Annotated in this window: 24 protein-coding genes, 1 tRNA gene and 1 pseudogene; 21 read left to right on the top strand and 5 right to left on the bottom strand. The window is 55.6% G+C overall.

Features of this window, described 5'->3' with window-relative positions:
- The first annotated feature begins 141 nt into the window (after positions 1–141).
- The 4 genes and pseudogenes from ACPW74_RS07230 to ACPW74_RS07215 all read left to right on the top strand — a co-directional run bounded on the left by ACPW74_RS07230 (position 142) and on the right by ACPW74_RS07215 (position 3,423).
- Positions 142–864, top strand: coding sequence for a DUF2982 domain-containing protein (locus ACPW74_RS07230; RefSeq protein ID WP_425858803.1), 723 nt, complete (start codon positions 142–144; stop codon positions 862–864).
- 83 nt (positions 865–947) lie between these two features.
- Positions 948–1,890: pseudogene (locus ACPW74_RS07225) on the top strand (LysR family transcriptional regulator).
- Between the two features lie 46 nt (positions 1,891–1,936).
- Positions 1,937–2,959: a response regulator gene (locus ACPW74_RS07220; RefSeq protein ID WP_042016635.1), complete on the top strand. Its 1,023-nt coding sequence runs from the start codon at positions 1,937–1,939 to the stop codon at positions 2,957–2,959.
- A gap of 32 nt (positions 2,960–2,991) precedes the next feature.
- Positions 2,992–3,423: a PAS domain-containing protein gene (locus ACPW74_RS07215; protein WP_039038700.1), complete on the top strand. Its 432-nt coding sequence runs from the start codon at positions 2,992–2,994 to the stop codon at positions 3,421–3,423.
- A gap of 63 nt (positions 3,424–3,486) precedes the next feature.
- Here the strand turns inward: ACPW74_RS07215 and ltaE are convergent, their stop codons facing one another.
- The 3 genes from ltaE to ACPW74_RS07200 all read right to left on the bottom strand — a co-directional run bounded on the left by ltaE (position 3,487) and on the right by ACPW74_RS07200 (position 5,780).
- Positions 3,487–4,503: a low-specificity L-threonine aldolase gene (gene ltaE, locus ACPW74_RS07210; RefSeq protein ID WP_042016636.1), complete on the bottom strand. Its 1,017-nt coding sequence runs from the start codon at positions 4,501–4,503 to the stop codon at positions 3,487–3,489.
- A gap of 86 nt (positions 4,504–4,589) precedes the next feature.
- Positions 4,590–5,297, bottom strand: coding sequence for a short-chain dehydrogenase (locus tag ACPW74_RS07205; protein ID WP_104454288.1), 708 nt, complete (start codon positions 5,295–5,297; stop codon positions 4,590–4,592).
- Positions 5,298–5,372: 75 nt separating this feature from the next.
- Positions 5,373–5,780: a transcriptional regulator gene (locus ACPW74_RS07200; RefSeq protein WP_039038703.1), complete on the bottom strand. Its 408-nt coding sequence runs from the start codon at positions 5,778–5,780 to the stop codon at positions 5,373–5,375.
- 166 nt (positions 5,781–5,946) lie between these two features.
- Here ACPW74_RS07200 and ACPW74_RS07195 point away from each other — a divergent pair, with 166 nt between their 5' ends.
- On the top strand, positions 5,947–6,846 hold the full coding sequence (locus ACPW74_RS07195) for an aldo/keto reductase (protein WP_223956575.1): 900 nt from the start codon (positions 5,947–5,949) through the stop codon (positions 6,844–6,846).
- Positions 6,847–6,915: 69 nt separating this feature from the next.
- Here the strand turns inward: ACPW74_RS07195 and ACPW74_RS07190 are convergent, their stop codons facing one another.
- Positions 6,916–7,194, bottom strand: a complete 279-nt coding sequence (locus tag ACPW74_RS07190; protein ID WP_029314670.1) for an RNA recognition motif domain-containing protein — start codon at positions 7,192–7,194, stop codon at positions 6,916–6,918.
- 212 nt (positions 7,195–7,406) lie between these two features.
- The gene (locus ACPW74_RS07185) at positions 7,407–7,949 is read right to left on the bottom strand and encodes a hypothetical protein (protein ID WP_202043558.1); all 543 of its coding nucleotides are present in this window, start codon (positions 7,947–7,949) and stop codon (positions 7,407–7,409) included.
- Between the two features lie 174 nt (positions 7,950–8,123).
- Here ACPW74_RS07185 and mepA point away from each other — a divergent pair, with 174 nt between their 5' ends.
- From mepA to nuoC, 16 genes are all read left to right on the top strand, one after another.
- The gene (mepA, locus tag ACPW74_RS07180) at positions 8,124–8,867 is read left to right on the top strand and encodes a penicillin-insensitive murein endopeptidase (protein ID WP_041215028.1); all 744 of its coding nucleotides are present in this window, start codon (positions 8,124–8,126) and stop codon (positions 8,865–8,867) included.
- A 42-nt stretch (positions 8,868–8,909) separates the two neighbouring features.
- Positions 8,910–9,515, top strand: coding sequence for a LemA family protein (locus ACPW74_RS07175; RefSeq protein WP_010675022.1), 606 nt, complete (start codon positions 8,910–8,912; stop codon positions 9,513–9,515).
- Positions 9,512–10,246, top strand: a complete 735-nt coding sequence (locus tag ACPW74_RS07170; protein WP_045524444.1) for a TPM domain-containing protein — start codon at positions 9,512–9,514, stop codon at positions 10,244–10,246. The genes ACPW74_RS07175 and ACPW74_RS07170 overlap by 4 nt, the downstream gene beginning before the upstream one ends.
- Positions 10,247–10,268: 22 nt before the next feature.
- Positions 10,269–10,886 (top strand): TPM domain-containing protein, encoded by a 618-nt coding sequence (locus ACPW74_RS07165; protein ID WP_010675024.1) that lies wholly within the window; start codon positions 10,269–10,271, stop codon positions 10,884–10,886.
- A 266-nt stretch (positions 10,887–11,152) separates the two neighbouring features.
- Positions 11,153–11,240, top strand: a tRNA-Ser gene (locus ACPW74_RS07160).
- An 83-nt stretch (positions 11,241–11,323) separates the two neighbouring features.
- On the top strand, positions 11,324–12,604 hold the full coding sequence (locus ACPW74_RS07155; protein ID WP_425858797.1) for a tyrosine-type recombinase/integrase: 1,281 nt from the start codon (positions 11,324–11,326) through the stop codon (positions 12,602–12,604).
- A 249-nt stretch (positions 12,605–12,853) separates the two neighbouring features.
- A complete protein-coding gene (locus ACPW74_RS07150) occupies positions 12,854–13,894 on the top strand; it encodes an IS481-like element ISAs19 family transposase (protein WP_042017433.1) in 1,041 nt (346 codons plus the stop codon).
- 286 nt (positions 13,895–14,180) lie between these two features.
- On the top strand, positions 14,181–15,332 hold the full coding sequence (locus ACPW74_RS07145) for a tyrosine-type recombinase/integrase (protein WP_247626361.1): 1,152 nt from the start codon (positions 14,181–14,183) through the stop codon (positions 15,330–15,332).
- 83 nt (positions 15,333–15,415) lie between these two features.
- Positions 15,416–16,384, top strand: a complete 969-nt coding sequence (locus ACPW74_RS07140; RefSeq protein ID WP_425858795.1) for a site-specific integrase — start codon at positions 15,416–15,418, stop codon at positions 16,382–16,384.
- 569 nt (positions 16,385–16,953) lie between these two features.
- Positions 16,954–18,306: a VapE domain-containing protein gene (locus tag ACPW74_RS07135; protein WP_425858793.1), complete on the top strand. Its 1,353-nt coding sequence runs from the start codon at positions 16,954–16,956 to the stop codon at positions 18,304–18,306.
- An 890-nt stretch (positions 18,307–19,196) separates the two neighbouring features.
- Entirely contained in the window at positions 19,197–20,333 is a 1,137-nt protein-coding gene (locus ACPW74_RS07130) for a hypothetical protein (protein WP_425858792.1), read from the top strand.
- Between the two features lie 1,345 nt (positions 20,334–21,678).
- Complete coding sequence (locus tag ACPW74_RS07125; protein ID WP_039038709.1) at positions 21,679–22,437, top strand: flagellar motor protein; 759 nt, start codon at positions 21,679–21,681, stop codon at positions 22,435–22,437.
- Entirely contained in the window at positions 22,415–23,290 is an 876-nt protein-coding gene (locus ACPW74_RS07120) for a flagellar motor protein MotB (RefSeq protein ID WP_279981429.1), read from the top strand. Before ACPW74_RS07125 ends, ACPW74_RS07120 begins: the two co-directional genes overlap by 23 nt.
- A 256-nt stretch (positions 23,291–23,546) precedes the next feature.
- On the top strand, positions 23,547–23,951 hold the full coding sequence (locus tag ACPW74_RS07115; RefSeq protein WP_039038710.1) for an NADH-quinone oxidoreductase subunit A: 405 nt from the start codon (positions 23,547–23,549) through the stop codon (positions 23,949–23,951).
- A gap of 29 nt (positions 23,952–23,980) precedes the next feature.
- Positions 23,981–24,655: a NuoB/complex I 20 kDa subunit family protein gene (locus ACPW74_RS07110; protein WP_010675028.1), complete on the top strand. Its 675-nt coding sequence runs from the start codon at positions 23,981–23,983 to the stop codon at positions 24,653–24,655.
- A gap of 2 nt (positions 24,656–24,657) precedes the next feature.
- A complete protein-coding gene (nuoC, locus tag ACPW74_RS07105) occupies positions 24,658–26,463 on the top strand; it encodes an NADH-quinone oxidoreductase subunit C/D (protein ID WP_041211563.1) in 1,806 nt (601 codons plus the stop codon).
- The last annotated feature ends 46 nt before the right edge of the window (positions 26,464–26,509 follow it).

The following is a 26,509-nucleotide window of genomic DNA, read 5'->3' as shown; positions in this document are numbered from 1 at the left end:
AGCAGGCGTTCGTCTAGCGTATTCATGTTGAGTGATGATTCATGCTGAAAGCTCATGGTCGAACCAGTCGCTTGCGCCCCCTGACAGGAACATTCACGCTGGTACAAAATCCGTTCCGGCCCATAATCGGATAACAAACGGATGAAAAAAGGCCGAAATCATATGAAAACGCTACATGTGATCCCCATGGTACGAAGAAATGGACCCACACTGGTATTGTTGGGCATGGTGATAACCATTGCTATGATTTTTATACTTTTTTTTCTTCGTGTACAACTACTAATCCCCGCCATTTCCCTCCTCCTCGCGGGCCTGATGACAATTCTTGTCGGGGTCTGGAAACTGGGTGAGCCTCATTTTAGTCTCTCTTTGTGTCAGGACTGCCTGCAATACCATCACAAGTACGGCGGCTGGATCCTGAAATGGAGAAATATTCAGCGAATTGACCAACCACGTATCCATTTGGGGTGGGATCTGGTGGAGCTGCCCTACATCGGTTTGAAAATAAAGGATTACGACGCTTTTTTGACGCTGATCACACCCCGGCTCGCCGTCCGTCTGCTGACCGAGCAGCGCGCCGTGCTGATGCAGGCCATGCGAAGCGAGCGCCCCGACTGCCCGACCGGAGGGTGCGGCAGTGGGCTCCTGGGAGAGGGACTGCTGGAGGAGAGCCGCTTCTGCTCACCCTCCGGCCAGCGCTATGAGGGGGTGATCGCCATGCTCGGCAACCGCATGGCACGGCTGCGGGATCTGCTGGGGTACGATCTGCTGGTGCCCGACAACAGCCTGGACAGATCCCCGAAAGATTTCGTCCATCTGCTCCAGCAATACCAGCGCGAGTCGAATCTAATCCAGATCAATTAAACGCCGGATTGCGCTTGCCAAGCCCGGTGACTCTTCATAAGGTCACTGGCTTGTTACAGCCAGAACACCCCCTAAAACCGCTTATGAAGTACATCGAAGAGTTCTATCTGTTCGTCAAGGTGGTGCAAGAGGGCGGTTTCTCCCACGCCGCCGCTGCGCTGGGCATGCCGACCGGCACCATCAGTCGACGTATCTCCCAACTGGAAGAGCAGCTCGGATGCAGCCTGCTGCACAGATCCACCCGCAAGCTGCGTCTCACCGACGAAGGGCTGCGCTATTACGAGCGCCTCTGTACCCCCCTTGCGGAAATAGAGCAGGCCACCGGCGAAATCCGGGGTGAGGAGACTGACATCAGCGGCCTCATCCGCCTCGCGGCCCCCATCGCCCTCTCCAACACCATCCTGGTCGACATGCTGGCGGACTTCGGCCTGCGCTATCCCGGGGTACAGTTTGACATCCGCCAGTCCAACGATCATGCCCTCCAGGCGGATCAGGACAGGGACCTGGTCTTTTTCAACGGCGAGCTTCCCCAGACCCTGCCCAACGCCCTCTGTCTGGGTCACATCCAGTACGGTCTGTTCGCCCCCCCTCTATCTGGAGAAGATGGGAGTGCCCTCCCACCCGACCCAGCTGGAAGAGCACGATCTCATCTACTGCTGGCCCCACCAGCACTGGCAACTGAGCGGGCGGGACGAACAGACGATCTGCATCAAGCGCACACCCCGCCTTTGCATCGACCAGACCCAGGCCGCCGTGCGGGCAGCCCAGCGCCACCTCGGCATCGTCAACGCCCCGCAGCACTACGTGCACCCCTTCCTGCAAGATGGTCAGCTCGTCCCCGTCCTGCCGGACTGGCAGTCGGGAAAACGTCCCTTCTACATGCTCCATTGCCAGCCCCGGTTCACCCCGTTGCGTGTTAAGATGTTCGCCGATTTCGTCGAGAAGCACTCCGAGCGCTATCGCACCCGTCAGCAGAACGATCAATTTTCACCGGCGCAGCCGCTGCCCGTTGCATCTGACGGCTGATGACCCACACTTAGCGCAATCCTCGTTGCATAGGTCGGCTAACACTATGAATGTATTGATATGTGATGACTCCGGGTTCGCGCGCAAACAGCTGGTGCGCGCCCTGCCCGCCGATTGGGATGTCACCTTGCACCAGGCAGCGGACGGGCTGGAAGGGGTCGAGCAGATCCTGATGGGGCACGGGGACCTGATCTTTCTCGATCTCACCATGCCGGAGATGGACGGTTATGGCGTGCTCGAGACCCTCAAGCGAGAGGGGGTGCGCAGCAAGGTGATCGTGGTCTCCGGCGACATCCAGCCGGAAGCCCATGAGCGTGTCATGGCCCTTGGCGCCCTCGATTTCATCAAGAAGCCGGCCTCCCCGGACACCCTCCTTGCCTTGCTCAAGCGCCACGGACTGTGGCAATCGGCCACCCAGGTGACGGCCATCCAGCCCCAGCCCGTCGCCAGCCACCAGGCTGCCCAGAGCAGCATCCAGTTCACCCCCGAGCTGCGGGATGTCTATCAGGAGCTGGCCAACGTCGCCATGGGCCAGGGGGCGGATCTGCTGGCCCGCCTGCTCGGCGCCTTCGTGCTGCTCCCCATCCCCAACGTCAACGTGCTGGAGGTCTCCGAGCTGCACATGGCGCTCTCGGCCGCCGCCGAGTCGGAGACGCTCTCTGCGGTCTGTCAAGGCTTCATCGGGGCCGGGATCGCCGGGGAGGCCCTGCTGCTGTTCCACGATGCCAGCTTCCAGGACCTGGCCCGCCTGATGAACCATCAGGGGGAGCTGGATCACGGCGCCGAGCTGGAACTGCTAATGGACACCGCCAACGTGCTGATCGGCGCCTTCCTGCGCGGCTACGCCAACCAGCTCGACACCCCTTTTAGCCAGGGTCACCCCGTGGTGCTGGGCCAGCACAGGCCCATTCAGGATCTCATTCGGACCAACCAGAGCCGCTGGCGCCGCACTCTGGCCATCGAGATCAACTATCGGGTGCAGGGCTATGCGGTGCAGTGCGATCTCTTGCTGCTGTTTACCGAAGATTCCATCGCCACCATGAACAACAAGATCATGCACATGCTCTGACCGTCCCGCGGCAGCAACCACCAGGAGTGACCATGGACATTCGGGAATTTCATTGGCTGATGAACATCGTCCAGAATCTGGACGTGGGGCTGGTCGTGCTCGACAGGGAGTACCGGATCCAGGTGTGGAACGGCTTCATGGAGAGTCACAGCGGCCGGTTGGCAGGCGAGGTGCGCGATCAAGGGCTGTTCTCGCTCTTCCCCGATGTGGACAAGGCCTGGTTCGAGCGCAAGGCCAACATGGTGTTCAAGCTCAACAACCGTGCCTTCAGCACCTGGGAGCAGCGCCCCTACCTGTTGCGCTTCTCCAACTACCGCCCCATCACGGGATCGGCCCCCTACATGTACCAGAACCTGACCCTGGTGCCGCTGGCCGACTTCGCCGGAGAGGTCACCCACCTGGCCATCATGATCTATGACGCCACCGACGAGGCCATGCTGATCACCGGCCAGCGCCAGGGATGACCGACCCTGCCATGACAACAAGGGCGCCCGATGGCGCCCTTGTTGTTGCGATGGGGAATGGCGTCAGCCACTCAGGTACTCGGTGAAGGCGTCGATCACCTCGTCGATGTCATCGTCGGTGATCTGCAGGTGGGTCACCAGCCTGAGCTCCCCGTAGCCGGAGAAGAGAATACCGCGCTCCTTCATGAAACCCAGCAAGGTGGCGGGATCTCCCTGGGTCAGGCGCAGGAATACCATGTTGGTCTGCACCTCCCCCAAGTTGAGTGCGATGCCTGGCAAGGCGGCCAGCCCCTCTGCCAGACGCCTAGCGCGGCGATGATCATCCGCCAGCCGGGCAACGTGCTGATCCAGCGCGAACAGGGCGGCCTGGGCCAGGATCCCTCCCTGGCGCATGCCGCCCCCCAGCATCTTGCGCAGCCGTCTGGCGCGGGCGATGAACGCAGCCGATCCCACCAGCAGGGAACCCACCGGTGCTCCCAGTCCCTTGGAGAGGCAGACGGAGATGCTGTCAAAAGGCGCCGCGATGGCGGCCACCGGTTCCCCGCTCGCCACCACCGCATTGAAGAGGCGAGCCCCGTCCAGGTGAAGCTTCAGCCCCTTCTCGTCGACGAATTCGCGCATGGCGCGCAGGTAGGTCAATGGCAGCACCTTGCCGTTATGGGTATTTTCCAGGCAGACGAGGCGCGTCTGGACGAAATGGGGATCATCGGGAGCGATGGCCCCCCGCACATCCTCGATGGCCAGGGTGCCGTCCGCCTGCATGGGGACGGATTGCAGGGCCACCGAGCCCAGCACGGCAGAGCCCTGAGCCTCATAGCGATAGATGTGGGAGGCCGCCCCCAGCACGGCCCCTTCCCCACGCTGGCAGTGACTCATCATGGCCAGCAGGTTGGACATGGTGCCGGAGGGCACGAACAGGGCCGCCTCCTTGCCAAGCAGTTCGGCGCCGCGGCGCTCCAGCGCATTGATGCTGGGATCTTCCCCATAGACATCGTCTCCCACCTCGGCATGCAGCATGCTCTGGCGCATGGCTTCCGTGGGTTGGGTCACTGTATCACTTCGTAAATCGATATAGCGCATGTCATCCTCCTGATGCAGGACGATGACATTAACCAGCCGACACCCGGCTGGCAAGAAACGGCAAGCGGGAATGTGAGCCCGGCGGCTCACCAGGGCAGCGACTGACCCTGCAGATCCACGAAACGGCCCGAGTGCGCGGGCGTCAGTGTGGCCATCAGATCCAGCAGGCGGACGGCGACCTCGGCGGGATCCTGCAGCAGGGCGGGATCCATCTCCTGAAGAAAAGGTTGCTGCATGGGGGTATTCATGAGGCCGGGATGCACGGTGATGACACCGGCGCCGGGAAAACGTCCGGCCCACTCACCCGCCAGGATCCGGGATCCCATGTTGAGGGCGGCCTTGCTCATGCGGTAGCTGTAATGGCACATGGCCTCCTGGCCCCCCTCCTCCAGGCATCCCGCCCGATCCGAGAGGGTGCAGAGCCAGAGCGTGCTCTGGGGTATCATGCGCCGGCTCAGATTGGCACCAAGGGCCAGGTGGGGCCAGGCATTGGCCAGCAGACTCTCTTCGAGCCATTGGGGGGTCACCTCCTCCACCCGCCGCTCCGGCATGTGGGCAAGATCATGGAGCAGGCCTATGGTGTTGATCACCACCGTCGGCAGGGTGGTGCTGTCATAGAGGGTGAAGAGGGCTTCAAAGGAGAGCGAGTCCACCTCCTGCAGCGGAAAGTAGCAGGCGGGATCCAGCCCCCTGGGCAGTTGCCTGCCCGCCAGCAACCACTCTTCGCCCCGTCTGGCCAGCTCCCGTGCCAGCGCACTGCCCAACCCGCCACTGCCCAGGATCAGATAGCTCATCTGCGTGTCCTTGGATTTGATCACTGCTTAGAGGGTATCAGAAGAATGGCGGACTGCCGGGAGCCCCCGTCAGGCTCAGGCCTCGGCCAGATGGCGCCCAAACTCCCGCGCCCGGGCCAGGTCCAGAAAACCGTCCGCCTGCTTGTGGCTGCGCAGGAACTGGTAATAGGCGAGCAGGGTCACCAGTTGCTCCTCGTCCGGCATGGGCTTTCCCGGACGAGTCTCCTGCACCAGCGCCCCCGCCGCCGCCAGCGCGTCCCTGTCCACCACCTCGGCCTGACGATAGAGATACCCGCAACCGGTGGCGAGCCACTCCAGCGAGCAGTTGGCCCCCATGGCAATCTGGTTCGCCTTGCCAAGGCCGGGCTCGGCCCCTTTCAGATACTTGCGGATCAGGGCTTCACTCAACCCCACCTTGCGGGCAAAGGCGCTCACACTCCCCTCCCCGATCAGGCTTTGCAGCCTGGCGGCAAATCCTTCCATCACCCCTTCTCCTCTCACTGACACCGGGATCTTGACCCGTCGGAGTCAGAACCATAGTTCGAATTCGCGAAGGGGGCATTATTGCCTTGTCCGCCGGAAGAGACCAAGATGCTGGCACATGATTTTGCCCCTTTCTTTTCGCATTTTTATGTCCAGAGGAGTCACCATGTCCGTATCCCGTCTGGCCCTGCACGAGCAAGGCCCCACCTTCTCCCGTCTCATCATGGGCTACTGGCGCCTGATGGAGTGGCAGCTCTCCCCCGCCGCCCTGCTGGACCTGATGAAATATCACCTTGATCTCGGGGTCACCACCATCGATCACGCCGACATCTACGGTGGCTACCAGTGCGAGGAGGCCTTCGGCCATGCCCTGCGCCTGGAGCCCTCCCTGCGCGATCGCATGGAGATCGTCAGCAAGTGCGGCATCGCCCTCACCGCCAATCCGGCCCACGCCCTGAATCACTACAACACCGGCAAGGGACACATCGTCGCCAGTGCCGAAGCCTCCTTGCAAAAACTCGGCACCGATCACCTGGATCTGTTGCTGATCCATCGCCCCGACCCCCTGATGAACGCCGACGAGGTGGCCGACGCCTTCATCACCCTCAAGCAGGCAGGCAAGATCAAGCACGCCGGGGTCTCCAACTTCACGCCCCATCAGTTCGCCCTGCTGCAATCCCGCCTGCCCTTCCCCCTGGTCACCAACCAGCTGGAGATCTCCCCGCTCCATCAGGAGGGGACGCTGGATGGTGCCCTGGATCAATGCCAGCAACTGCGCATCAAGCCCATGGCCTGGTCCTGCCTTGGCGGCGGGCGGCTGTTCCATGCCCCCGACTATGCCCCGCTGCGGGCGGAACTCGAGCAGATCCGCCAGGAGGTGTGCGCCGACTGTCTGGAGCAGGTGGTCTACGCCTGGGTGATGATGCTGCCGAGTCAGCCGCTGCCCCTCATCGGCTCCGGCAAACGGGAGCGGATCGCCGCCGCCGTGGCAGCCGAGTCCATTGAGCTCACTCGCCAGCAGTGGTTCCGCATCCGCAAGGCCGCTCTGGGTTATGACGTTCCCTGAGTCTGCACCAGACCCTGAAAACAAAAACGGCATGGAGGATTCCATGCCGTTTTCCGTTATCGAGACGATTCAACGATGGCGCTGGGGGCGACCACGGGGTGCATCCGTCTTCGGTTTGGCCTGATTGACCGTGATGGTGCGGCCGCCGACCTCGGTGCCGTGCAACTCGGCGATGGCCTTCTCGGCCTCACCATTGACCGGCATTTCAATGAAACCAAACCCCTTGGACTGACCGGTATCGCGGTCGATGATGATATCGACCTTGTCTACCTGCCCAAATTGGCTGAACACGGTTGTCAGTTCGTCGGCCGTCATCCGGTACGACAGATTACCTACGTAAATCTTCATGCCATCCACTCTCGATTCAAGGTGCCTTATCTATGCATCCACCGACCTGGGAGTAAGGGCACAACCCCCCTGCCGGACCAGCCACGGCATCATGCCATGGCACTTCCAGCTTCGTATCCCAAGTCCTTGATCTCTTGGGCTATCGGAGCAGGAAAGATCAAATCGAATCAGAGGCAGTATCTGAGCATTGGGATGAATTGTCGAGAAAATAGTCAGGCCGGGTGCAGCTCGGCCAGCAATGTGCCGAGGGCACGACGCCCATGCCAGGCACGTTTGAACCCGAATCGATAGACCCCGGGAGCCACTTCGTGAGTCCCTTCCCGGGACAACCCGAGCAGGCTGGTGGCCGTCGCCAGGGTCACCTCATCCAGCCCGAGATCCAGGCTGAAATCGAGCCACTGGCCATCGTGTCCCACCTTGCGATCCCGCTCCAAGCCCACCAGCACAGCTCTGGGCAGGGCCAACGCCCGGTCTTCGCCACCATTGAGCAGATAGAGATGGCGTTCATCCCAGGCAAGCTCAGCCAGACGCCAGCGCTGCCAGTTGCGCGGCAACACCATCATCACCAGCACGATACCGCCAAAGACCACCCCGACCCAGGGCAGCAGGCCCATGTCGGGATATCCCAGCCAGAGGGCGGCCACCACAGTGGCGAGACTCGCCAGCAACAGGCAGATCATCACCCCGTAAAACCGCCGGGCCGGGGGCATCAGCCAGCGCACGTTCTCTTGCGCTGCCAGCTCACTGACTCTCATCTTCTCTTCTCCTTCTGTGATGCGAACGGCCTTGCCGTCGCTGCGTTGCCGCGCATTGTGCGCGAGCGACGCGCCGCGATGCAACCGCCACCGCGACACGGATGACGGCCAGCCGCCACTCTTGGTATGCTTGGGGCTGTCTGAGCCCGCACTGGGCGCCATCCCGGGAGTCCCATGTTCGCCACCGCCCTGCTCTTGTCCGCGAGCACACTCTATGCCGAGGCCATCGGCGGCTACTCCGCCGGCTGCCTGAAAAATGCCGTGGCCCTGCCCCTCGAAGGTCCTGGTTATCAGGTGATCCGCACCAAACGGCTGCGCTATTACGGTCACCCCGACCTCATCCATTACCTGCAGCATCTGGCCAACCAGACCAGACTGGCCGGCATGCCGGATCTCTATATCGCCGACCTCGCCATGATGCATGGGGGGCCCTTTACCTCAGGTCATCGCAGCCACCAGACCGGCCTGGATGCCGACATCTGGTTCAGGATGGCTGACAGGCCCATTAGCCGCTGGGAGCAGGATGCCCCCAGGGAGTGGGCGCTGATCGACGAACCCAGCTACCGGATGCTGCCCGGCCGATTCGGCCCCAGGCAGCTCAATCTGCTGCGCCTTGCGGCTGATCGCCCCGAGGTGGCGCGTATCTTCGTCAACCCCGTCATCAAGGCCGAGGTGTGCAAACAGGCACCCGGTGAAGCCTGGGTCGGCAAGCTGCGCCCCTGGGTCGGCCACTTCAGCCACTTTCACGTGCGCCTGCGCTGCCCGGCAAACAGTCCGGACTGCCAGCCCCAGGCTCCCATTCCCCCCGGCAATGGCTGTGGGGAGGAGCTGGCCTCCTGGCTCAAGGACAAACCCCAGCTGCCCAAGGTGTCGATGAGCTACCGCGCCCCCCTGTTACCCAGGCGTTGTGAGGGCTGACCACAAGCTGTTATGGTGAACCTATTTCCGAGAGAAATATCAATGGAGAACAACAAGATGGCCACTTCACTCTGGCAGCGTGGTACCCGTGCCCTGCTGACCCTGACCCTGCTGCTGGGTTTGACCGGCTGCGGCATGAACACCATTCCGACCCTGGATGAGCAGGTCAAGGCGAGCTGGGGACAGGTCGAGAACCAGTACCAGCGCAGGGCCGATCTCATCCCCAACCTGGTGGCCACCGTCAAGGGGTACGCCAGCCACGAGCAGGAGACCCTCAAAGCGGTCACCGATGCCCGTGCCCGAGTCGGCAGCGTGCAGGTGAGTGACCCCTCCCAGCTCAAGGCGTTCGAGGCGGCGCAGGAGCAGCTCTCCAGCGCCCTCTCCCGGCTGATGGTAGTGGTCGAGCGCTACCCGGATCTGAAGGCCGATCAGCAGTTCCTGACCCTGCAGGCCCAGCTGGAAGGCACCGAGAATCGCATCGCGGTGGCCAGACGGGATTACATCGAGGCAGTACGCCAGTTCAATACCGAGATCCGTACCTTCCCCGGGGTCATCTGGTCCAAGCTGCTTTACTCCGATCTGGAAGCCAAACCCACCTTCAGCGCCAAACCCGGTGCCGATGAGGCGCCCAAGGTCAGCTTCCAATGAACGTGATGAGACACTGGCTGGCGCTCTGTCTGCTGCTCTGTGCCACGGCACTGCATGCCGCCCCCGATTTCCCGGCCCTGACCGGGCGGGTGGTGGACGAGGCCAATCTGATGTCCCGCAAGCAGGCCCACCAACTCGCACAGCAACTGGCCGTCTTCGAGAAGCGCAGCGGCGTCCAGCTGGTGGTGGTCTCCATCGACACGCTGGCGGGGGATACCATCGAAGAGTACGGCTACCAGCTCGGTCGCCACTGGGGCATCGGCCAAAAAGGCAAGAACAACGGCGTTCTGCTGATCATCGCCCAGGACGAGCGCAAGGTGCGCATCGAGGTGGGTTATGGCCTGGAAGGTGCCCTGCCCGACGCCATCGCCGCCAATATCATCCAGACCCGGATCCTGCCCGCCTTCAAGCGCGGTGACATGGTGGCCGGCATCCTCGCCGGCAGCCAGGGCATCATGCAGGCCCTGGCCGGGGAGTATCAGCCCGTGGACAACACCAGCAAGGCCGACAAGCAGGGAGGTCCCTGGCTCTTCATCCTGGTGGTGATTGCGATGATCGTGCTGCACAACCTGCGCGGCGGCGGCGGTGGGCCGGGAGGACGTCGCCGGGCCGCCTACATGGCCGGTGGATTCGGTGCCGGCTCCTTTGGCGGCCGCACTGGCGGTGGTGGTGGCGGTTTCAGTGGTGGCGGCGGCAGCTTTGGCGGCGGCGGTGCATCTGGCGGTTGGTAATCAGGGAAAAAGAGACAACAAGATGATTTCGAAACAGTTTTTCCACACCTTGCAGGCCAGGGTTCGACAGGCCGAGCAGGCCACGGATGCCGAACTGGTCACCGTGCTGGCCCCGGCCAGCGATGGCTATCGCTATATTCCGACCCTGTGGGCCGCCCTGCTCGCCATGCTCACCCCCCTGCTGGTCTTCCAGCTCGGCTTCTGGCTTGGCTGGTACGAGATCCTGCTGGTGCAGTGGTCGGTCTGGTTGCTGCTGAGCCTGCTGTTCCACTGGACACCCATCAAGATGCGGCTCATTCCCAACAAGGTACGCCGTCACCGGGCCGCCCTGATGGCCCGCCTGCAGTTTGTCGAGCAGGGACTTCACCGCACCCGGGACCGGCTCGGGGTGCTCATCTTCGTCTCGGTGGCGGAGCACTATGTGGAGATCCTGGTAGACGACGGGATCGCCCAGCACATCGACAACACCCAGTGGCAGCAGATCATCGACGACTTCGTGGTTCGGGTACGCAACAAGGAGGTCGAGCAGGGGTTCCTGGAGTGCGTGGAGCGCACCAGCGCCATTCTGACCGACGCCTTCCCCGCCACCCGGGATCAGAACGAGCTGCCTGACAGCCTGATCATTCTCGACAAGCCTTGAACGGGATTAAAAAACCGGCATTCTGTTCAAGGGATAGGCACTCGATAAAGATTATGAAAAATAAGGGGAAAAGTGGTTGACCCAGGCAGCCCTTTCCCCTAAATTACGCCCCGTTCCAGCGCAACGGCGCAGCGAACACCGTGTTGGCTGAACACGTTAAATCACAGACCAGAATTTGGTGAGGTATCCGAGAGGCTGCCCACCGACGAAGTCGGCAAGATGTACGCGCAGCGTGCTCCGAAAGCCACTTCAAGCAGTAAAAATTTGGTGAGGTGTCCGAGTGGCTGAAGGAGCACGCCTGGAAAGTGTGTATACGGCAACGTATCGAGGGTTCGAATCCCTCCCTCACCGCCAAATATAACCCGTTGAATTTCAACGGGTTTTTTCATTTCTAGACTTACGTGATTTTTTTCCTGGATCAACTGGGTGGAACAATCATGTATCTGAGTAAAAATGCCTCCGGCACCTACTACACTCGTCTCCCGCTGCCTAAGTCATTACGTGACCGTGGCTTGCCCTTCGCTATCCGTACTTCCCTTTGCACCAAAGACCGTCAGCTCGCCGTAGACCGCAACCTGGCAGTGGCAGCTCGTACTCGCGCACTTATCGCGGCTACTCCTGCCGATACTGCCCCCCGCAGTTTCTATCGCTGGATCCGCGCCGATCTAGACGCGTTCAAAGCCGCGGGGTTCATCCCTCCTCAAACACCTTCCACACCTCGTGAACCTTCTGTTGATGCCCCAGCTTGCCCCAGCAGTGGGATCATGCTCACCCACGCATTGGCGAGATTCATCGAGACTAAAACCAGTGAGGGGATCCAGCATAGGTCGGTGGGCCAGCTCCAACTTCGGATCAACGCCTTCGTCACCTGGGCCAAAGGGGTTAAAGTCGATGAGGTGACGCCCGCTCTGGCGCAGGAGTACCGCAACAGCTTGCTGCGCAAGACCAACCTCAGTTTCAAAACCAAAGGAGATTACCTCGCCGCCCTGAAACAGTTCTTCCGTTGGTGCGTGGCGCTGGACTATTGCAGCCGTAACCCTTTTGATGGGTTGACGGCAGGCAAGAAGCCGCACAAACGGGCGGATGAGGAGCGAGTGCGCTGGCATCGCCCTCAACTGGCTCAGCTGTTTGCCAGCCTGCGCAGCAAACAATCCCAGAAAGGAAAAAAATTGAGAGTTCAAGACTGGTGGGTGCCCCTGCTGTGCCTGTATGCCGGGCTGCGACCCTCCGAGGCTTGCCAGCTCAAAACTCAGAACATCAAACAGGTTGAGGGGATTTGGTGTCTGATGGTCGATGCGGGAGAGGCGGATCAACAGCTCAAAACTGCCAATGCGTACCGTACCGTGCCGTTGCATAGTGCGTTGATTGGACATCAATTCCTGGACTATGTGGAGAGTCGTCGCAGTCAAGGGAAGGTATTTTTGTTCGATGACCAACCATCAGGCAAAGACGACGACTGGGCGCATAACATCACCTGTCGCTTCCAACGCCACCTCAATGATGCTGGCATCGTAGGTCAGGGCCGTCCCACGCTTTACGGGCTGCGGCATAGCTTCATCGATGAGTTACAGCAGGCGGATGTCGCTGAGCATTTTGTGGCCGAACTTGCGGGACACAGTAAAAACGGCCTGACGTTTGGGCGCTACGGCAAGCGACTAGGTATTGCGTTGCTGCGAGAAAAAATCGAGTCAATCCCCAGCGATTTAGTCGATTTTTGAATATCAGGCGAAATAGGCATTTGAGTGGGTGAGGTATACCCGCTCACGTGCTTGCCTGGCAAAGTAACATGTTGATTTTCATCATTTAAATAGTGTGACAGGCTTCTGCTGTTACTGGTCGTTAATTTGACAATTTATTTATGTATGGAGATGGTATTCACCTGACAGTTGCCCACAAAAGGGAGTGGTCATACGGCTTCAAACCGGATAACAAAACGGTACCCCTACCGTGTTATCCGGAGTCACCGTATGACCACCAACGAGAAAGTAGCACGTCGCAAACTCAGCCTGCTAGAGCTCGCCAAAGAGCTCAATAACGTCAGCAAAGCCTGCAAGCTCATCGGCTACAGCCGTCAGCAGTTCTACGAAATTCGCCGTAACTATCAGACCTATGGCGCCGAGGGCTTGCTCGACAAACTACCCGGCTGTAAAGGGGCGCATCCCAACCGGGTCGCTCCCGAGATTGAACAGGCTATCCTCGATTACTCTCTCACCAGACCAACCCATGGCCCGCTGCGGGTCGCGCAAGAACTGGCTCTGCAAGGCATCAACGTCAGTGCGGGCGGTGTGCGTGGCGTGTGGCAACGTCACGACTTGCTCTCCAAGCATGACCGCTTGTTGCGCCTCGAGAAAACCCACAGGGAACAGACGATTGAGCTCAATGACGAGCAGATCCGCCTGCTCGAGCGCTTCAGCCCCGAGTTTCGCGAACGCCAAATTGAGGTTCACTACACCGGGGAACTGGTGGCGGTCGACACCTTCTTCGTCGGCGCACTCAAGGGGGTGGGCAAGGTGTATCTGCAAACCGTACTGGACTGCTACAGCCGCCACGCCTGGGGACGGCTCTACACCAGCAAGCTGCCGGTGACCTCGGTCCATGTGCTCAACGAAACGGTCCTGCCGTTCTTCGAGGCTCACGAGGCGCGGGTCTATACCATCCTGTCAGATAACGGGCGCGAGTTCTGCGGGCGCCCTGACCATCACCCCTACGAGCTGTTCCTGCAACTGGAGGGGATTGAGCACCGGACCACCAAGGTACGCAGGCCGCAGAGCAACGGCTTTATCGAGCGGCTACATCGCACCCTGCTGGATGAACACTTCCGTATCAAGGGGAGGACAACCTGGTATGAGTCGGTAGAGCAGATGCAGACAGACCTGGACAGCTATCTGGATCACTACAACACCCAGCGGCCACATCAAGGCAGGATGATGGAAGGACAGACTCCCTACAGCATGTTCAAAAAGGGTCTGAAATTGATACCGAAGGAAGTGCGCACTAAAGTAGCGTAAACAAGACACCGGTTTGAGGCCGGTGTCAGGTGATAACTAGATCTGTACAATTTATTTCAAATATATTGAAAATTGACATTAAATTAGGGAAAGTGCGAACAAGTATCCCACGGACAAAAAATGAAAATTTTAGTCATTTAATATCAATGTGTTACCAGTAAATGCTCTCGTGCCATATGACTTATTCGCACCTTCCTTAGTTTTTGTTAGGTTTCACTTTTTATTTGACTTGGTTTTTGCTGAATGTAATCCTGCGCGAAATTATAATAATAAAAACAGGGTGTACATGAAAAACAACAACAATCTAAAATCAGATCCTCGTGAAAAAACGTTCAAAACCGCAGTAGAGGAACACCTGAACATAAAATATCAACAGGTATCAGACGCAACCTATGATGTTTTGTGTAGAAAAGCCATGCAGCTTATCCGTAAATGGGGGAAAAAAAAGCTGGTTGATATTAATGCAACCGACATCGAAATGTATATTGCCAAACTGCTAAAACGCCTCAAAGGAAACACGGTCAATCAATATATTGACATTATGCGACAGGTATTTAACAGGGCCTATCGAGATGGCATTATAAAAATAAATCCGATGTGTCATGTCAAAAATTGTCGATTTGAGGTGGTAGAGCCTCAGCCATTCCTGCAATCAGAGATCCAGTTATTTATTGCACATCAACATATCAACCCTATTGGTGCAGCAATAATCCAGGTTGGTATTTCCACTGGACTGCGGATCAGCGAATTGTTGGCAATTAGCCGTGAGGCTATCGACCTGGATAAACGCACACTGCGTGTTGATCTAGCCCTGGTAGATGGTTGCTATAAAACACCGAAAACCAAAAGCTCCTGCCGAACAGTCGAGTTGACTGTCCCCGCGGTGCAGGCACTACGTACCCTTCTGGAGCATGCTAGGCATCGCAAAGAGAAAGCGATTTCGGTCATGTGTGCTGACAATCGTACGCGGATCAAACTGCGCCGGACTTTATTAGCCTATTATCCGGATAAGCGACGTCAATACACCAGCGTCGATGAATTCAGAGAGGATTTTTTTGAGCCGTTTTGTGCCACTGCGGGCGTTGCCTACCGAGGGCCATCGCAATTTAGACATACCTATGCCAGTCAACTGTTGTCCGCAGGTGTTAATATCGAATGGATTGCCAAACAGATGGGGCATACAAGTACCGCAATGATAAGGCGCCATTATGGAAAATGGTTAGTCGAGGATGCTGCGGATTTCAAAACATTAGCCGAAAACGCTCTTGCTCGTTGTTTCCGCCTTAATGAGAAGCCTGCTCTGGTTCCGGCCAACAACTCAGAACTGGACATGACTAAATTAATTGCCGACCCACAAATTCAGCAATATTTATTAGGGCTGGTTGCTCAATCAATGAAAAACATACATGTTGGTGAACCGCATTCTCAATCAGATTAGCGATGACTACTGTGATTCATATCGATATATTATTGATTCGATAATACGTTAAATAAGGGCCGTTAAGAGCCTAAGGAATAAAAATGGCTACAGAAAAAACAAAACTAGAATACGAAAGGTTGGCAAAACATTTCTATCTTCGCCTTGAAAGAAAAAACATCAAGGTTACAGCTAAAAACATTTCAGATGAGCTGTTGGCCTGCGCGCCTGAATATCGTCCTGACTACTGGCGTCGCCTGCGTGGAGCACTTGTCTGTCATCAAAAAAATCTGGGTTATGTCGAGGCCGCTGAGCGCATTATGGGATTACGTAATCCAGTCACGGCTCAAGGTAGCAATACTCCAATTAAGAAAAAGCAGAACAGGGTTAAGAGCATCAATCCTGCTGACCAAACCGCGCTGATCGATTATTTCAAAGCGCGGAATGATATAAGAATGGTTGCTGCGATAATACTATTTTCCTACACTGGTATCAGGCCAGCTGAACTTGCTGACATTACAGTAAATGGCGATAAAGTACGTATTGTGGGGGCAAAAAAAAGCCATGATGGTATTCGTGGTGCAGACAGGACTCTGCAATTTGAAGGCGTTGACCCTCGCTGGTTAAGCTCAATAGTCAGAGAAGCACAGTTCGCCAATATTAAATCGTTGCAAGATAAACTTCGCATTGCAGGACAAAATTTATGGCCGAAGCGCAATCATCTCCCTACATTTTATAGTTGGCGTCATCAATTGGGGTCAGAGCTCAAAGCATCCGGAATGGACCGCGTACAAATTGCCTATTTGATGGGACATCAGGCCACAGCCTCAGTTAATCGTTACGGAAATCGAAAATCAGCAAGAGGAGGACGTTTACCGAGTTGTCCTGCTGATGCTGACCTGAGCCACATTAGAGTGACTCACAGCGTGCCGTCTGCGGATAATAAAAGCTATATCCAGCCAAATACACCAATAATGGTGGTTGAGCCAAGTGAAGAATCAAATGTTAAGCGAAAAGGAATGGCTGCATTTATAAATAGAGACAAATCAAAAGATGATGGTTTCTCGCGGTAATATTCTCAATCTTTACTCATCAAAAATAGTCATGATTGGACATGTAAACACCTAATGATGGTCTTCATTGGCGTGAGAAATATAACATGTAGCGCTTACGGATGCGCACGTAAGTGCGCCATGAAAAGAGTCGTAAGTACGCAAAGAATACAACCGTAAGTATGATTTAAAACACACCGTAAGCACGGCTGTTGAAAACCATACTTACGCACGTAAGTATGGGGGTGTGTCGAGGTTACGAGACCGGAACCCCCGTAGGTTGCGCAGCGACCGGAGTGGGGTGGAGAACCCTTTTTTATGGATGGTATGAAGCGGTCAATATGGGATGACGAAGGAGGCGGGTATAGGGGTCAAGGTGGAGTCTGACTCGGGACGAGGAGGAACAACCTTGACGCCTATATCTCGGTGACGGTCATCCCATATTGATGGCGCAATACCATTCATAAAAACGGTTTGAATTTAATTGAGTGGAGCCATGTATGTTTTAACTACCCCACTCAATTAAAAAGTAGAAAATGGCAGAGGTTATATATAACAACAATCAGGTGATAACACCGAGGATAATAAAAATGAAAAATAATAAAAACAAAACAGCGGGGCATGATATTTCGTCATATGACGGTCAGAAGGACGGTGCTGCCACACAACAGGTGCAGCAGGCTGCCAGGTCGGTGATGCAGGGTAAACTGCTGACTCTGCCGGATATGAGCCCTACTGGCCGCCCCATCAAAACCAGCTCGAATTTGTTTGCTCTTATCACATTCAACGGTTGGGAGCCACGCTACAACCTGATGACGGGTGAGGCAGAACTGGCTGATGCGGATGGTGAGCGTCTGGGAGGCTCTGAGGCGGGTCAGCGATCCGCGCTGGTTGATGCCTGCCAGTTGGCAGGTGTGCCGGATGCCGTGATTGAGGAGCACCTGATCGCAATTTGTGAGCGCCACAGTTATCACCCTGTGCGTCAGTGGCTCGAACGTGGGGCACCGTGGGATGGGAAACCGCGCATCGATGCGGTTATTGCTACCCTCAATGCGGCAAATCCTGCCTATGCGAGTGCGGTGTTACATGCATGGCTGGTTGGGTGTGTCGCTGCACTCTATCAACCGCGCTGGTACTCGAAATTGGTGCCTGTGTTGGTGGGGGCACAGTCCTATCGAAAAAGCGCCTGGGTGAGCCGTCTGGCTGCTGTGGTGCAAAGTTCGACCCTCGATTGTGCCATCAATCCAGACAAGCCTGATGATGTTCGTCGCGCAGTGTCTGCATGGGTTGTGGAGCTGGCTGAGCTTGAGAGTACGACCCGACATGAGGCGGGTAGCCTCAAGGCTTTTTTGACCCGAGAGAACGACAGCTATCGCCTACCCTATGCCCGCAGCATGACCACCAAAAAGCGCCAGACTTCATTTATTGCCACGGTCAACGGGACGGATTTTCTCAAGGATACAACCGGTAACTCCAGATTTGCTGTTATCGAGTTGGCTGCGGCAGCTGATGTTGAGCGCCTCAATGCGGTCCTGGGCTGGAGCTGGAGTGCAGGCCGTTTGTCCCAGACAGACCCTGAGCAACTGCGCCAGTTTTGGCTGGAGGTAAGGGAGCGCTATGAGTCAGGAGCAACGTGGTTTCTGGATGATGCAACAGCTGCACTAGCTGCATCGGAAAACGATGCTCACACAGACAAGGGTCCATATTATGAGGTTATTTACCACCACCATCTATCGCGTCCACTGGCCTCATCTGAATGGCTCACGGCGAGCGGGCTGTGCGCCCGCCACGGTGAGAGGCTGAGCATGGCGAGTAGTTGGGGTAAGGCACTCCGGTTGCTCGCGAGCGAGGGCAAGCTCCAGAGCCGCAGGGTGCGTTCTAATAGGACCGAGTACCTGCTGCCCGTCGATAGCCCCAAAGAGAAGGGTAAAGCCGACAAGTGACTCTTAAGCCCTGCCGATAAGGCGGGGCTTTTTCTGCCCGTCTATTGGGCAAATGATTAATTGGTTAAGTGCATGTTAAGTGGTTTTTCTAGCTTCTTAACCAGCCTCAAACCCTCGCCATTACTGACCTACAGTGGTTTTTGGTTAATTGATTAAGGTGATTTATATATAAACACTGAGTAAACCTTGATAAGAGCCCATCCAGCACTCACCACGCTTCATGGCAACTTCCCTTACTCAGCTTAACCATCATTACCTCAAACGCAGTCATGGTAAGGGTTTGAGGCTGAGTAAGGGGGGATTCACTCGCTTAACCGCATCTAACCAAAGTAACCCATGACATCCAATAAAGATTACCGATCACCACCACTCGACAGGTGAATTAGGGCATGAGTTTGTAAAACGTAGGGAGACTCAGATTTTCTTATTGCCGTTGAGTGCTCAACGGCAGATTCGCCACATCAACCCCACTGCGTCCTTGTTGGTGATTATCAGGCCGGACGAGCCATGCCAAGCAACAAAGTCTTTTGATTGTTAATATTGTTTTTAGTCGTGATATAGCTCATGTTCCTGGTCGTAACATTATGATATAGTTGAACATATGACTGGGTTGATTTTAGGTTTCTCGTTTAATTGATTCAACATATTCGCGGAGGCCTCAATGGATGTGTATTTATTTATACTAAATGAATTAGTTTGCAAGTTTTGCACACGATATACTTATTGTCACCCCCCTGGCGTAAGGTTGTTGTTACAATGGTGTTTGGATTCTCAACTCTATTTTGCATACATCCAAAATGATAGATTGATCATTATACATTGATGAAGCGATTTTATTTTTAACTGATAAATATCACGTAATACTACAATTAGTAAGTCGCAGGAGTTATATGCCAGTAAAAGGTAGCATGATCACTACAGATGAATTTATATCAAAATGTAAGTTGATTCACGGTGATAAATACATCTATGACAAGACAGTATATACTGGGGCGCATAATAAAATTGTAATTATTTGTCCAGAGCATGGCGAGTTTGAAATGAGGGCTAGCGCTCATGCTGGAAAACAAAAACAGGGCTGTAAGGCTTGTGCTGGGCGACCCGAAGTAACAACTGAAATCTTCATAGCGAAATCAAAAGATAAATTTAAATCAAGATTTGAATATGATAAAGTGAAATATATAAATGCTTTCACGCACGTTACAATAACATGCCCAGAACACGGTGACTTCTCAATAATACCCAATAGCCACTTACATGGAAATGGCGGTTGTAAAGCATGCTCAGGGCGTCCTGATATAACAAACGAGCAATATATACAACGTTTAAAAGATAAGTTTGGGGACGATTATGATTATTCATCGGTTGAATATACCGGTGCCTTTAATGAAGTAAGCGTAATTTGCCGTCAACATGGGGAATTTAAAAAACAAGCTTTTCGTTTACCCCTATCAGAGGGGTGCCCTAAATGCTTACAATTTACACAGGATGATTTTTTGGCAAAGGCTATAAATACACATGGTAATTTATACGACTACACTGCCGTTAAATATATTAACACAAAAGAGTATATAACCATAATTTGTCGTGAGCATGGGCCTTTTGAACAGACGCCTAACCGCCATCTTGATGGGAGAGGATGTCCTGCTTGTGGAGTTGAACGTAATCTTCTAGCCAATAGGTCACCAGATGATTTTTGTATAGTATACTATTTGAAACTTTTATATAAGGGGCATTTTTTTTGGAAGATTGGAATTACCACAAAGAGCATTGATATACGCTATAAATTACTTGGAAAAGACGATGTAATCATTGCTGACTCGCAACAAATTAGCACTACCATTCAGATGGCCTTAAAAATTGAACATGAATTTATAAGAGTTTTTGGTGCACACTTAGAATATCGAGGCCATATTCTTAAAAATGCAAAAGGTGGAACTGAGTGTTTTAGCATAGATGTACTTGCATCAAAAGGCATGACTCTTTCCGAGTTTATAAAAAATACAGAAAATGCACTTTTAGATTAAATATAGGACTGTGATTTTTCATAAAAATCTAACAGTATAACAATTAATAAATATAATTTCATTGGAAATCATTAAAAACCCACTGCATATGCAGTGGGCGTATAGATAAGCTTACTTTAATCGTCTAAGTATAGGTTCAACAATCAGTTTTTTTATAAGATACAGAGCAAACGTATTATGGTAAAGATCAAAATACATCCCCGTAAATATAAATGTAACTGAGTCAATTGTCATCTACACTAGACGAACAGCCATCAGCTTTATGATCTATTCAAAAATATTAGTTAACATAATTATCCTCCTTTGAGTCTTTGCTCAAATGTTTCTACATAATTGTAGAAACAACCATTTATTAACTTATAACTAAAGTGAAGTCAATTGTTATTTCTGAAGTTAGGTAATGGGGATATAATCGTAATTTAACGGTAAGCGGTGGTAACTATACTTAATGGTGATCCCCTTCTACGAGCCAAAACAAAAAATATATGATCATGAGTTATCAGCAGTTTATTTAGGGAAGGTGCGAATAAGTCATATGGCACGAGAGCATTTACTGGTAACCCATTGATATTAAATGACTAAAATTTTCATTTTTTGTTCTTGGGATACTTGTTCGCACTTTCCTTAGATCAACAGCATGATTCCGATAGTCAGAATGTATGTTCACGTTCTTGACATTTAAGAATTTTTCTTTATAAAAGACGTAGAAAACTCATGGCAATAGCTTGAGTCAATTACGCTGTTTTTATAGTCGGCAGTTTCTGCGTAAGTCATTGAATGAAAAGGTTATATTTTTGCGGTGATATACAAAAGTGAGGGTTCGAATCCCTCCCTCACCGCCAAATTGTAAAAACCGACCTCAGGGTCGGTTTTTTTGCTTCAAGGCGTCTGCCAGCCCCCTGACAAGAGCAACCCGTCATCGGCGGGGGCCAGAAAAAACGGTTTGCCGCGATACCTGGCCGAGTGCCGCCCAGCCAATCCCATCCCTTCCGCCTCGCTGCTCTCTGCTCTCTGCTCTCTGTCGACAGGGGATATACCCCGAGGGCAGCCAGCCCTTTCTCGTTGACAGCGTATTACGCCAAGCAAAGAGAAAGTGACGATATAGATGACCAATATCCTCTCACAGATAGCACAGTATATTGTGATATCACCTGGAGAACTGCCTCGTCCTGCCATGCCGGCACCGTCAACCTGCTCTGCAGATCAGGCTGTACAGGCCGATGCCACCGGACAATACCGGGTCTGCGCAACCTCTCGGATATTGCTCACCGATTGGATATCGTTTTGAAAAACTGATAGTTAAATGGCTACACTAGCCTCACACATCGCATAGGGATATGGACAAATGAGTCTTATTGGCTTGCTGCTGGCCCTGGCAGCCATTCTGGGTGGCAACATGATAGAAGGGGGGCACCCCAGCGCCCTGCTCGATCTGCCCGCCTTTCTCATCGTGATCGGCGGTACCGTCGGTGCCGCACTGACCCAGTTTCCTTTCTCCGTGGTTGGTAAAACCCTCAAGCGCTTCAAGTGGCTCATCACTCCCCTGCGCCTCGACATGCTGGAGCAGGCCCAGCTGCTTGAAACCCTGGCGGGCAATGCACGGCGCAGTGGCATGCTGGCACTGGAGGGCATGATCGACGACATCAAGGATCCCTTCCTGCAAAAAGGGGTACAGATGATGGTCGATGGCTACGAGAAGACCAAAATCCACGAGGTACTGGAAAACGAGATCGAGTTCGAGCAGGAAGATATCGAACAGACCGTCAAATTCTACGAGGCCATGGGGGGCTACTGCCCGACCATGGGGATCGTCGGGGCCGTATTTGGCCTCATTCACGCCATGGGCCTGCTGGATGCCCCCGACAAGCTGGGGGGCGCCATCGCGGTGGCCTTTATCGCTACCATCTACGGGGTGTCGGCCGCCAACCTCATCTTCCTGCCCTTCGGCAACCGCTACAAGTCGTTTGCCCACCAGATCCGCCACTACAAGGAGATGACCCTCACCGGCATCCTCTGCATCGTGGACGGCGAGTCACAGCAACGGCTGCAAGTGACCCTTGAGCCTTACCTCGGAGGCCACAGTGGCGAAAAAGAAAAAGGCTGAGGCGCCGGAGAACCACGAACGCTGGCTGGTCTCCTACGCCGACTTCATGACACTGCTGTTCGCCCTGTTCGTGGTGCTCTACTCCTTCGCCATGGCCAAGCAGTCGGAGACTCGCGTGCTCATTCAGGGCTTTATCGAATCTCTTGGCAAGATAGGGCTGGTCTCCCTTCCCGCCGGCTCCCCCGTGATGCAAGGGGGCACAGGCATACTGGAACCCGAGTCCAAGACCACCCCCAATACCTCCCAGAAAGAGCAGGTGCTGGATACCCAGACGCCCGCAGCGGCGGCCGACCCTTTCAACGAGACCATCGGCTCCTCGGAGAAACCTACGGCCACGGAGTCCTGGCCCCACAAGACCAAGGAGCAGGATTGGGTCACGGTCACCAAGCAGAAGCTGGATCAGCAGCTCAAGAGCCAAATCGAGTCCAAGGAGATCGAGGTGGAGCAGCTTGGCAGCCAACTGGTGATCCGCATCGGCGAGAAGACCTTGTTCCCGGCCGACTCCGCCTTCTTGCAGCCCCAGTTCATTCCGCTGGTCAACAAGGTCTCGGACGTGCTGGCGGACATCCCCGGCATGGTGGTGGTCACCGGTCACACCGACAACTCCCAGGCGCCGGTGGAGCTCTATCGCAACAACTGGGAGCTGTCGGTGCTGCGGGCGGCCACCATCACCCACACCCTGCTGACCAACCCCAAGCTGGATTCACGACGGCTGATCGCCCAGGGGGTGGCGGATACCCAACCCCGTTATCCAAACGATACCACGGCTCACCGCCAGGCCAACCGCCGGGTGGAGATCGTGCTCTCCCAGGGCAAGGCGGCAGAGCAGAGCCTCCCCATTCTCCAACCCTGAAACAGACCCCGCCATGCGGGGTCTTTTGTTTCCTGCCATCCACCGGATTTTCAAACTATCCGGTTTTTTTCTGCTAAATAAAAACGATTGAAAACAATTCTCAAACGAGAAAGTTGACCCCGCTAGCAAAACACAATTTTCATCCCGTTGATTAATAATTAATCCTTTGAAATGACATGTAAATCAGTACGAAAGTGGCATACTACGTAACGTCATTGTTAAGTCACATGATTAATTTGGTTAGGGAAAAACCTATATGTTTGCTGATATTGCCGTCCAGCACTGGGCTTTTGCTGTCTATGTCATTGGCGCCATCTGTATCTGCTTGACCATGATAGGCCTGGCGGCCTTGCTGGGGGGACGCGCCTATGGCCGTGCCAAGAACAAACCCTTCGAATCCGGGGTGGATTCCGTCGGCAACGCCCGCCTGCGCTTCTCCGCCAAGTTCTACCTGGTCGCCATGTTCTTCGTCATCTTCGATGTCGAAGCCCTCTATCTCTTTGCCTGGTCCGTCTCCGTTCGGGAGAGCGGCTGGGTCGGCTTCATCGAAGCCACCATCTTCATCACCCTGCTGCTGGTAGGCCTCCTCTACCTGTGGCGCATTGGTGCCCTCGACTGGGCCCCGAAAAAGCGTGTCCTGACTGACAAGAAACCAGACTGAACTACCGATTATCTCTTTGAGGTTGCACCATGAAGTACACCCTGACCCGGATTGACCCGGATGCGCCCGTTGAGCGCTACCCCCAGGAACAGCGCCAGACCGTCGATGATCCACTGGCGCAGCAAGCGACCCGCGGCATCATGATCGGGCGCCTCGAAGAGGTGCTGCAAGACACCGTCAACTGGGGCCGCAAGAACTCCCTCTGGCCCTACAACTTCGGCATCTCCTGCTGCTACGTGGAGATGTGTACCGCCTTCACCTCTCCCCACGACGTGGCTCGCTTCGGTGCTGAGGTCATACGAGCCTCCCCCCGTCAGGCCGACTTCATGGTGATTGCCGGCACCCCCTTCATCAAGATGGCCCCTGTCATCCAGCGGCTCTATGAGCAGTTGCTCGAGCCCAAGTGGGTCATCTCCATGGGGGCCTGCGCCAACTCCGGCGGTATGTATGACATCTACTCCGTGGTACAGGGGGTGGACAAGTTCCTGCCGGTCGATGTCTACATTCCGGGCTGCCCGCCCCGCCCCGAGGCCTTCCTGCAAGCCCTGATGCTGCTGCAGGAATCCATCGGCAAGGAACGCCGCCCCCTCTCCTGGGTGGTGGGGGATCAGGGGATCTACCGTCCCCAGATGCAATCCGAGAAGGAACGCAAACGCGGCGAGCGGATCAACGTGACCAACCTGCGCACGCCGGATGAGATCTGATCATGAAACTGACTCGAGAATTCCCAAGCAATTACACCATGGCCCAGTGGCAAACCGCCGATCACGCCGATGCCCAGGTGGTCGGCGAGCTGTTCGCCCACTTCGGTGCCGAGCGCTTCACCGTGCAGAGCACCCGTACCGGCGTGCCGGTCATCTGGCTCTCCCGGGATCTGCTGCTGGACGTGATGGGCTTCTTGCAAAAGCTGCCCTCCCCCTTTGTGATGCTGTTCGATCTCAGCGCCACCGACGAACGGATGCGCAGCCATCGCCACGGCCTGCCGGAGAGCGACTTTACCGTCTTCTATCACCTCATCTCCATCGACCGTAACGCCGACGTGATGCTGAAGGTGGCGCTCAAGGAGAGTGATCTCCATCTGCCCACCGTCAGCCGCCACTTCCCCAACGCCAACTGGTACGAGCGGGAAGTGTGGGATCTGATGGGAATCACCTTCGATGGCCACCCCCATCTGACCCGCATCATGATGCCCAAGAGCTGGCAAGGGCACCCCTTGCGCAAGGACTACCCGGCGCGCGCCACCGAGTTTGATCCCTTCATGCTCGATGCGGTCAAGCAGGATCAGGAGCAGGACAACCTGCTGTTCAAGCCGGAAGAGTGGGGCATGGCCCGCGGCAACGAGAACGAGGACTACATGTTCCTGAACCTCGGGCCGAACCACCCCTCCGCCCACGGCGCCTTCCGCCTGGTGCTGCAACTCGACGGGGAAGAGATCCGCGACTGCGTGCCCGACATCGGCTATCACCACCGCGGCGCCGAGAAGATGGGCGAGCGCCAGTCCTGGCACAGCTACATCCCCTACACCGACCGGGTCGAATACCTGGGCGGCGTGATGAACAACCTGCCCTATGTGCTGGCGGTAGAGAAGCTGGCCGGCATCAAGGTGCCAGCGCGGGTCGACATGATCCGGGTGATGATGGCGGAACTGTTCCGCATCCAGAGCCACCTGCTGTTCCTTGGCACCTACATTCAGGACGTGGGGGCCATGACCCCGGTCTTCTTCACCTTCACGGACCGCCAGAAGATCTACACCATCATCGAGGCCATCACCGGAGCCCGCATGCACCCGGCCTGGTTCCGCATCGGCGGCGTGGCCCACGATCTGCCTGCCGGCTGGACCCGCCTCATCCAGGACAACCTGTTGAGCTGGCTGCCCAAGCGGTTGATGGAGTATGAAAAGGCGGCCATGCGCAACAGCATACTGCGGGGCCGCACCATCGGCGTCGCCGCTTACAACACGGCCCAGGCCCTGGCCTGGGGCACCACGGGGGGCGGTCTGCGGGCCACGGGGCTCAACTTTGACGTGCGCAAATGGCGCCCCTATTCCGGTTACGATCAGTTCGAGTTCGAGGTGCCGGTGGGCAGCAACGGGGACGCCTACGACCGCGCCACCGTGCGCATCGAGGAGATCCGCCAGAGCCTGTCCATTATCGAGCAGTGCATGAAAAACATGCCTGAGGGCCCCTTCAAGGCGGATCACCCGCTCACCACGCCACCGCCCAAAGAGCGCACCCTGCAGGACATCGAAACCCTGATCACCCACTTCCTGCAAGTCTCCTGGGGGCCTGTCATGCCGGCCGCCGAGTCCTTCCAGATGATAGAGGCGACCAAGGGAGTCAACAGCTATTACCTGACCAGCGACGGATCCACCATGAGCTACCGGACCCGGATCCGCACCCCGAGCTTTGCCCACCTGCAGCAGATCCCCTCGGTGATCCGCGGCCAGATGGTGTCGGATCTTATCGTCTACCTGGGCAGTATCGATTTCGTTATGTCAGATGTGGATCGTTGAGTCCTCTCGCTCCGGCAGCCGGGGCGAAGGGCAAGACGCGCAGTAA

Source organism: Aeromonas sp. INTO2 (assembly GCF_049860605.1).
Taxonomy (GTDB): Bacteria; Pseudomonadota; Gammaproteobacteria; order Enterobacterales; family Aeromonadaceae; genus Aeromonas; species Aeromonas caviae.
Note: the sequence above shows the minus strand (reverse complement) of the source record. Positions and strands in the feature narration are given on the sequence as shown.

Coding starts and splice junctions, on each gene's coding strand:
- ltaE (WP_042016636.1), bottom strand. CDS start 4,503: ATGCGCTATATCGATTTACGAAGTGATACAGTGACCCAACCCACGGAA.
- ACPW74_RS07165 (WP_010675024.1), top strand. CDS start 10,269: ATGATTTCGAAACAGTTTTTCCACACCTTGCAGGCCAGGGTTCGACAG.
- ACPW74_RS07195 (WP_223956575.1), top strand. CDS start 5,947: ATGTCCGTATCCCGTCTGGCCCTGCACGAGCAAGGCCCCACCTTCTCC.
- ACPW74_RS07155 (WP_425858797.1), top strand. CDS start 11,324: ATGTATCTGAGTAAAAATGCCTCCGGCACCTACTACACTCGTCTCCCG.
- ACPW74_RS07170 (WP_045524444.1), top strand. CDS start 9,512: ATGAACGTGATGAGACACTGGCTGGCGCTCTGTCTGCTGCTCTGTGCC.
- ACPW74_RS07150 (WP_042017433.1), top strand. CDS start 12,854: ATGACCACCAACGAGAAAGTAGCACGTCGCAAACTCAGCCTGCTAGAG.
- ACPW74_RS07130 (WP_425858792.1), top strand. CDS start 19,197: ATGCCAGTAAAAGGTAGCATGATCACTACAGATGAATTTATATCAAAA.
- nuoC (WP_041211563.1), top strand. CDS start 24,658: ATGAAACTGACTCGAGAATTCCCAAGCAATTACACCATGGCCCAGTGG.
- ACPW74_RS07230 (WP_425858803.1), top strand. CDS start 142: ATGAAAAAAGGCCGAAATCATATGAAAACGCTACATGTGATCCCCATG.
- ACPW74_RS07190 (WP_029314670.1), bottom strand. CDS start 7,194: ATGAAGATTTACGTAGGTAATCTGTCGTACCGGATGACGGCCGACGAA.
- ACPW74_RS07185 (WP_202043558.1), bottom strand. CDS start 7,949: ATGAGAGTCAGTGAGCTGGCAGCGCAAGAGAACGTGCGCTGGCTGATG.
- ACPW74_RS07135 (WP_425858793.1), top strand. CDS start 16,954: ATGAAAAATAATAAAAACAAAACAGCGGGGCATGATATTTCGTCATAT.
- ACPW74_RS07205 (WP_104454288.1), bottom strand. CDS start 5,297: ATGAGCTATCTGATCCTGGGCAGTGGCGGGTTGGGCAGTGCGCTGGCA.
- ACPW74_RS07215 (WP_039038700.1), top strand. CDS start 2,992: ATGGACATTCGGGAATTTCATTGGCTGATGAACATCGTCCAGAATCTG.
- ACPW74_RS07145 (WP_247626361.1), top strand. CDS start 14,181: ATGAAAAACAACAACAATCTAAAATCAGATCCTCGTGAAAAAACGTTC.
- mepA (WP_041215028.1), top strand. CDS start 8,124: ATGTTCGCCACCGCCCTGCTCTTGTCCGCGAGCACACTCTATGCCGAG.
- ACPW74_RS07115 (WP_039038710.1), top strand. CDS start 23,547: ATGTTTGCTGATATTGCCGTCCAGCACTGGGCTTTTGCTGTCTATGTC.
- ACPW74_RS07110 (WP_010675028.1), top strand. CDS start 23,981: ATGAAGTACACCCTGACCCGGATTGACCCGGATGCGCCCGTTGAGCGC.
- ACPW74_RS07200 (WP_039038703.1), bottom strand. CDS start 5,780: ATGGAAGGATTTGCCGCCAGGCTGCAAAGCCTGATCGGGGAGGGGAGT.
- ACPW74_RS07220 (WP_042016635.1), top strand. CDS start 1,937: ATGAATGTATTGATATGTGATGACTCCGGGTTCGCGCGCAAACAGCTG.
- ACPW74_RS07175 (WP_010675022.1), top strand. CDS start 8,910: ATGGAGAACAACAAGATGGCCACTTCACTCTGGCAGCGTGGTACCCGT.
- ACPW74_RS07125 (WP_039038709.1), top strand. CDS start 21,679: ATGAGTCTTATTGGCTTGCTGCTGGCCCTGGCAGCCATTCTGGGTGGC.
- ACPW74_RS07140 (WP_425858795.1), top strand. CDS start 15,416: ATGGCTACAGAAAAAACAAAACTAGAATACGAAAGGTTGGCAAAACAT.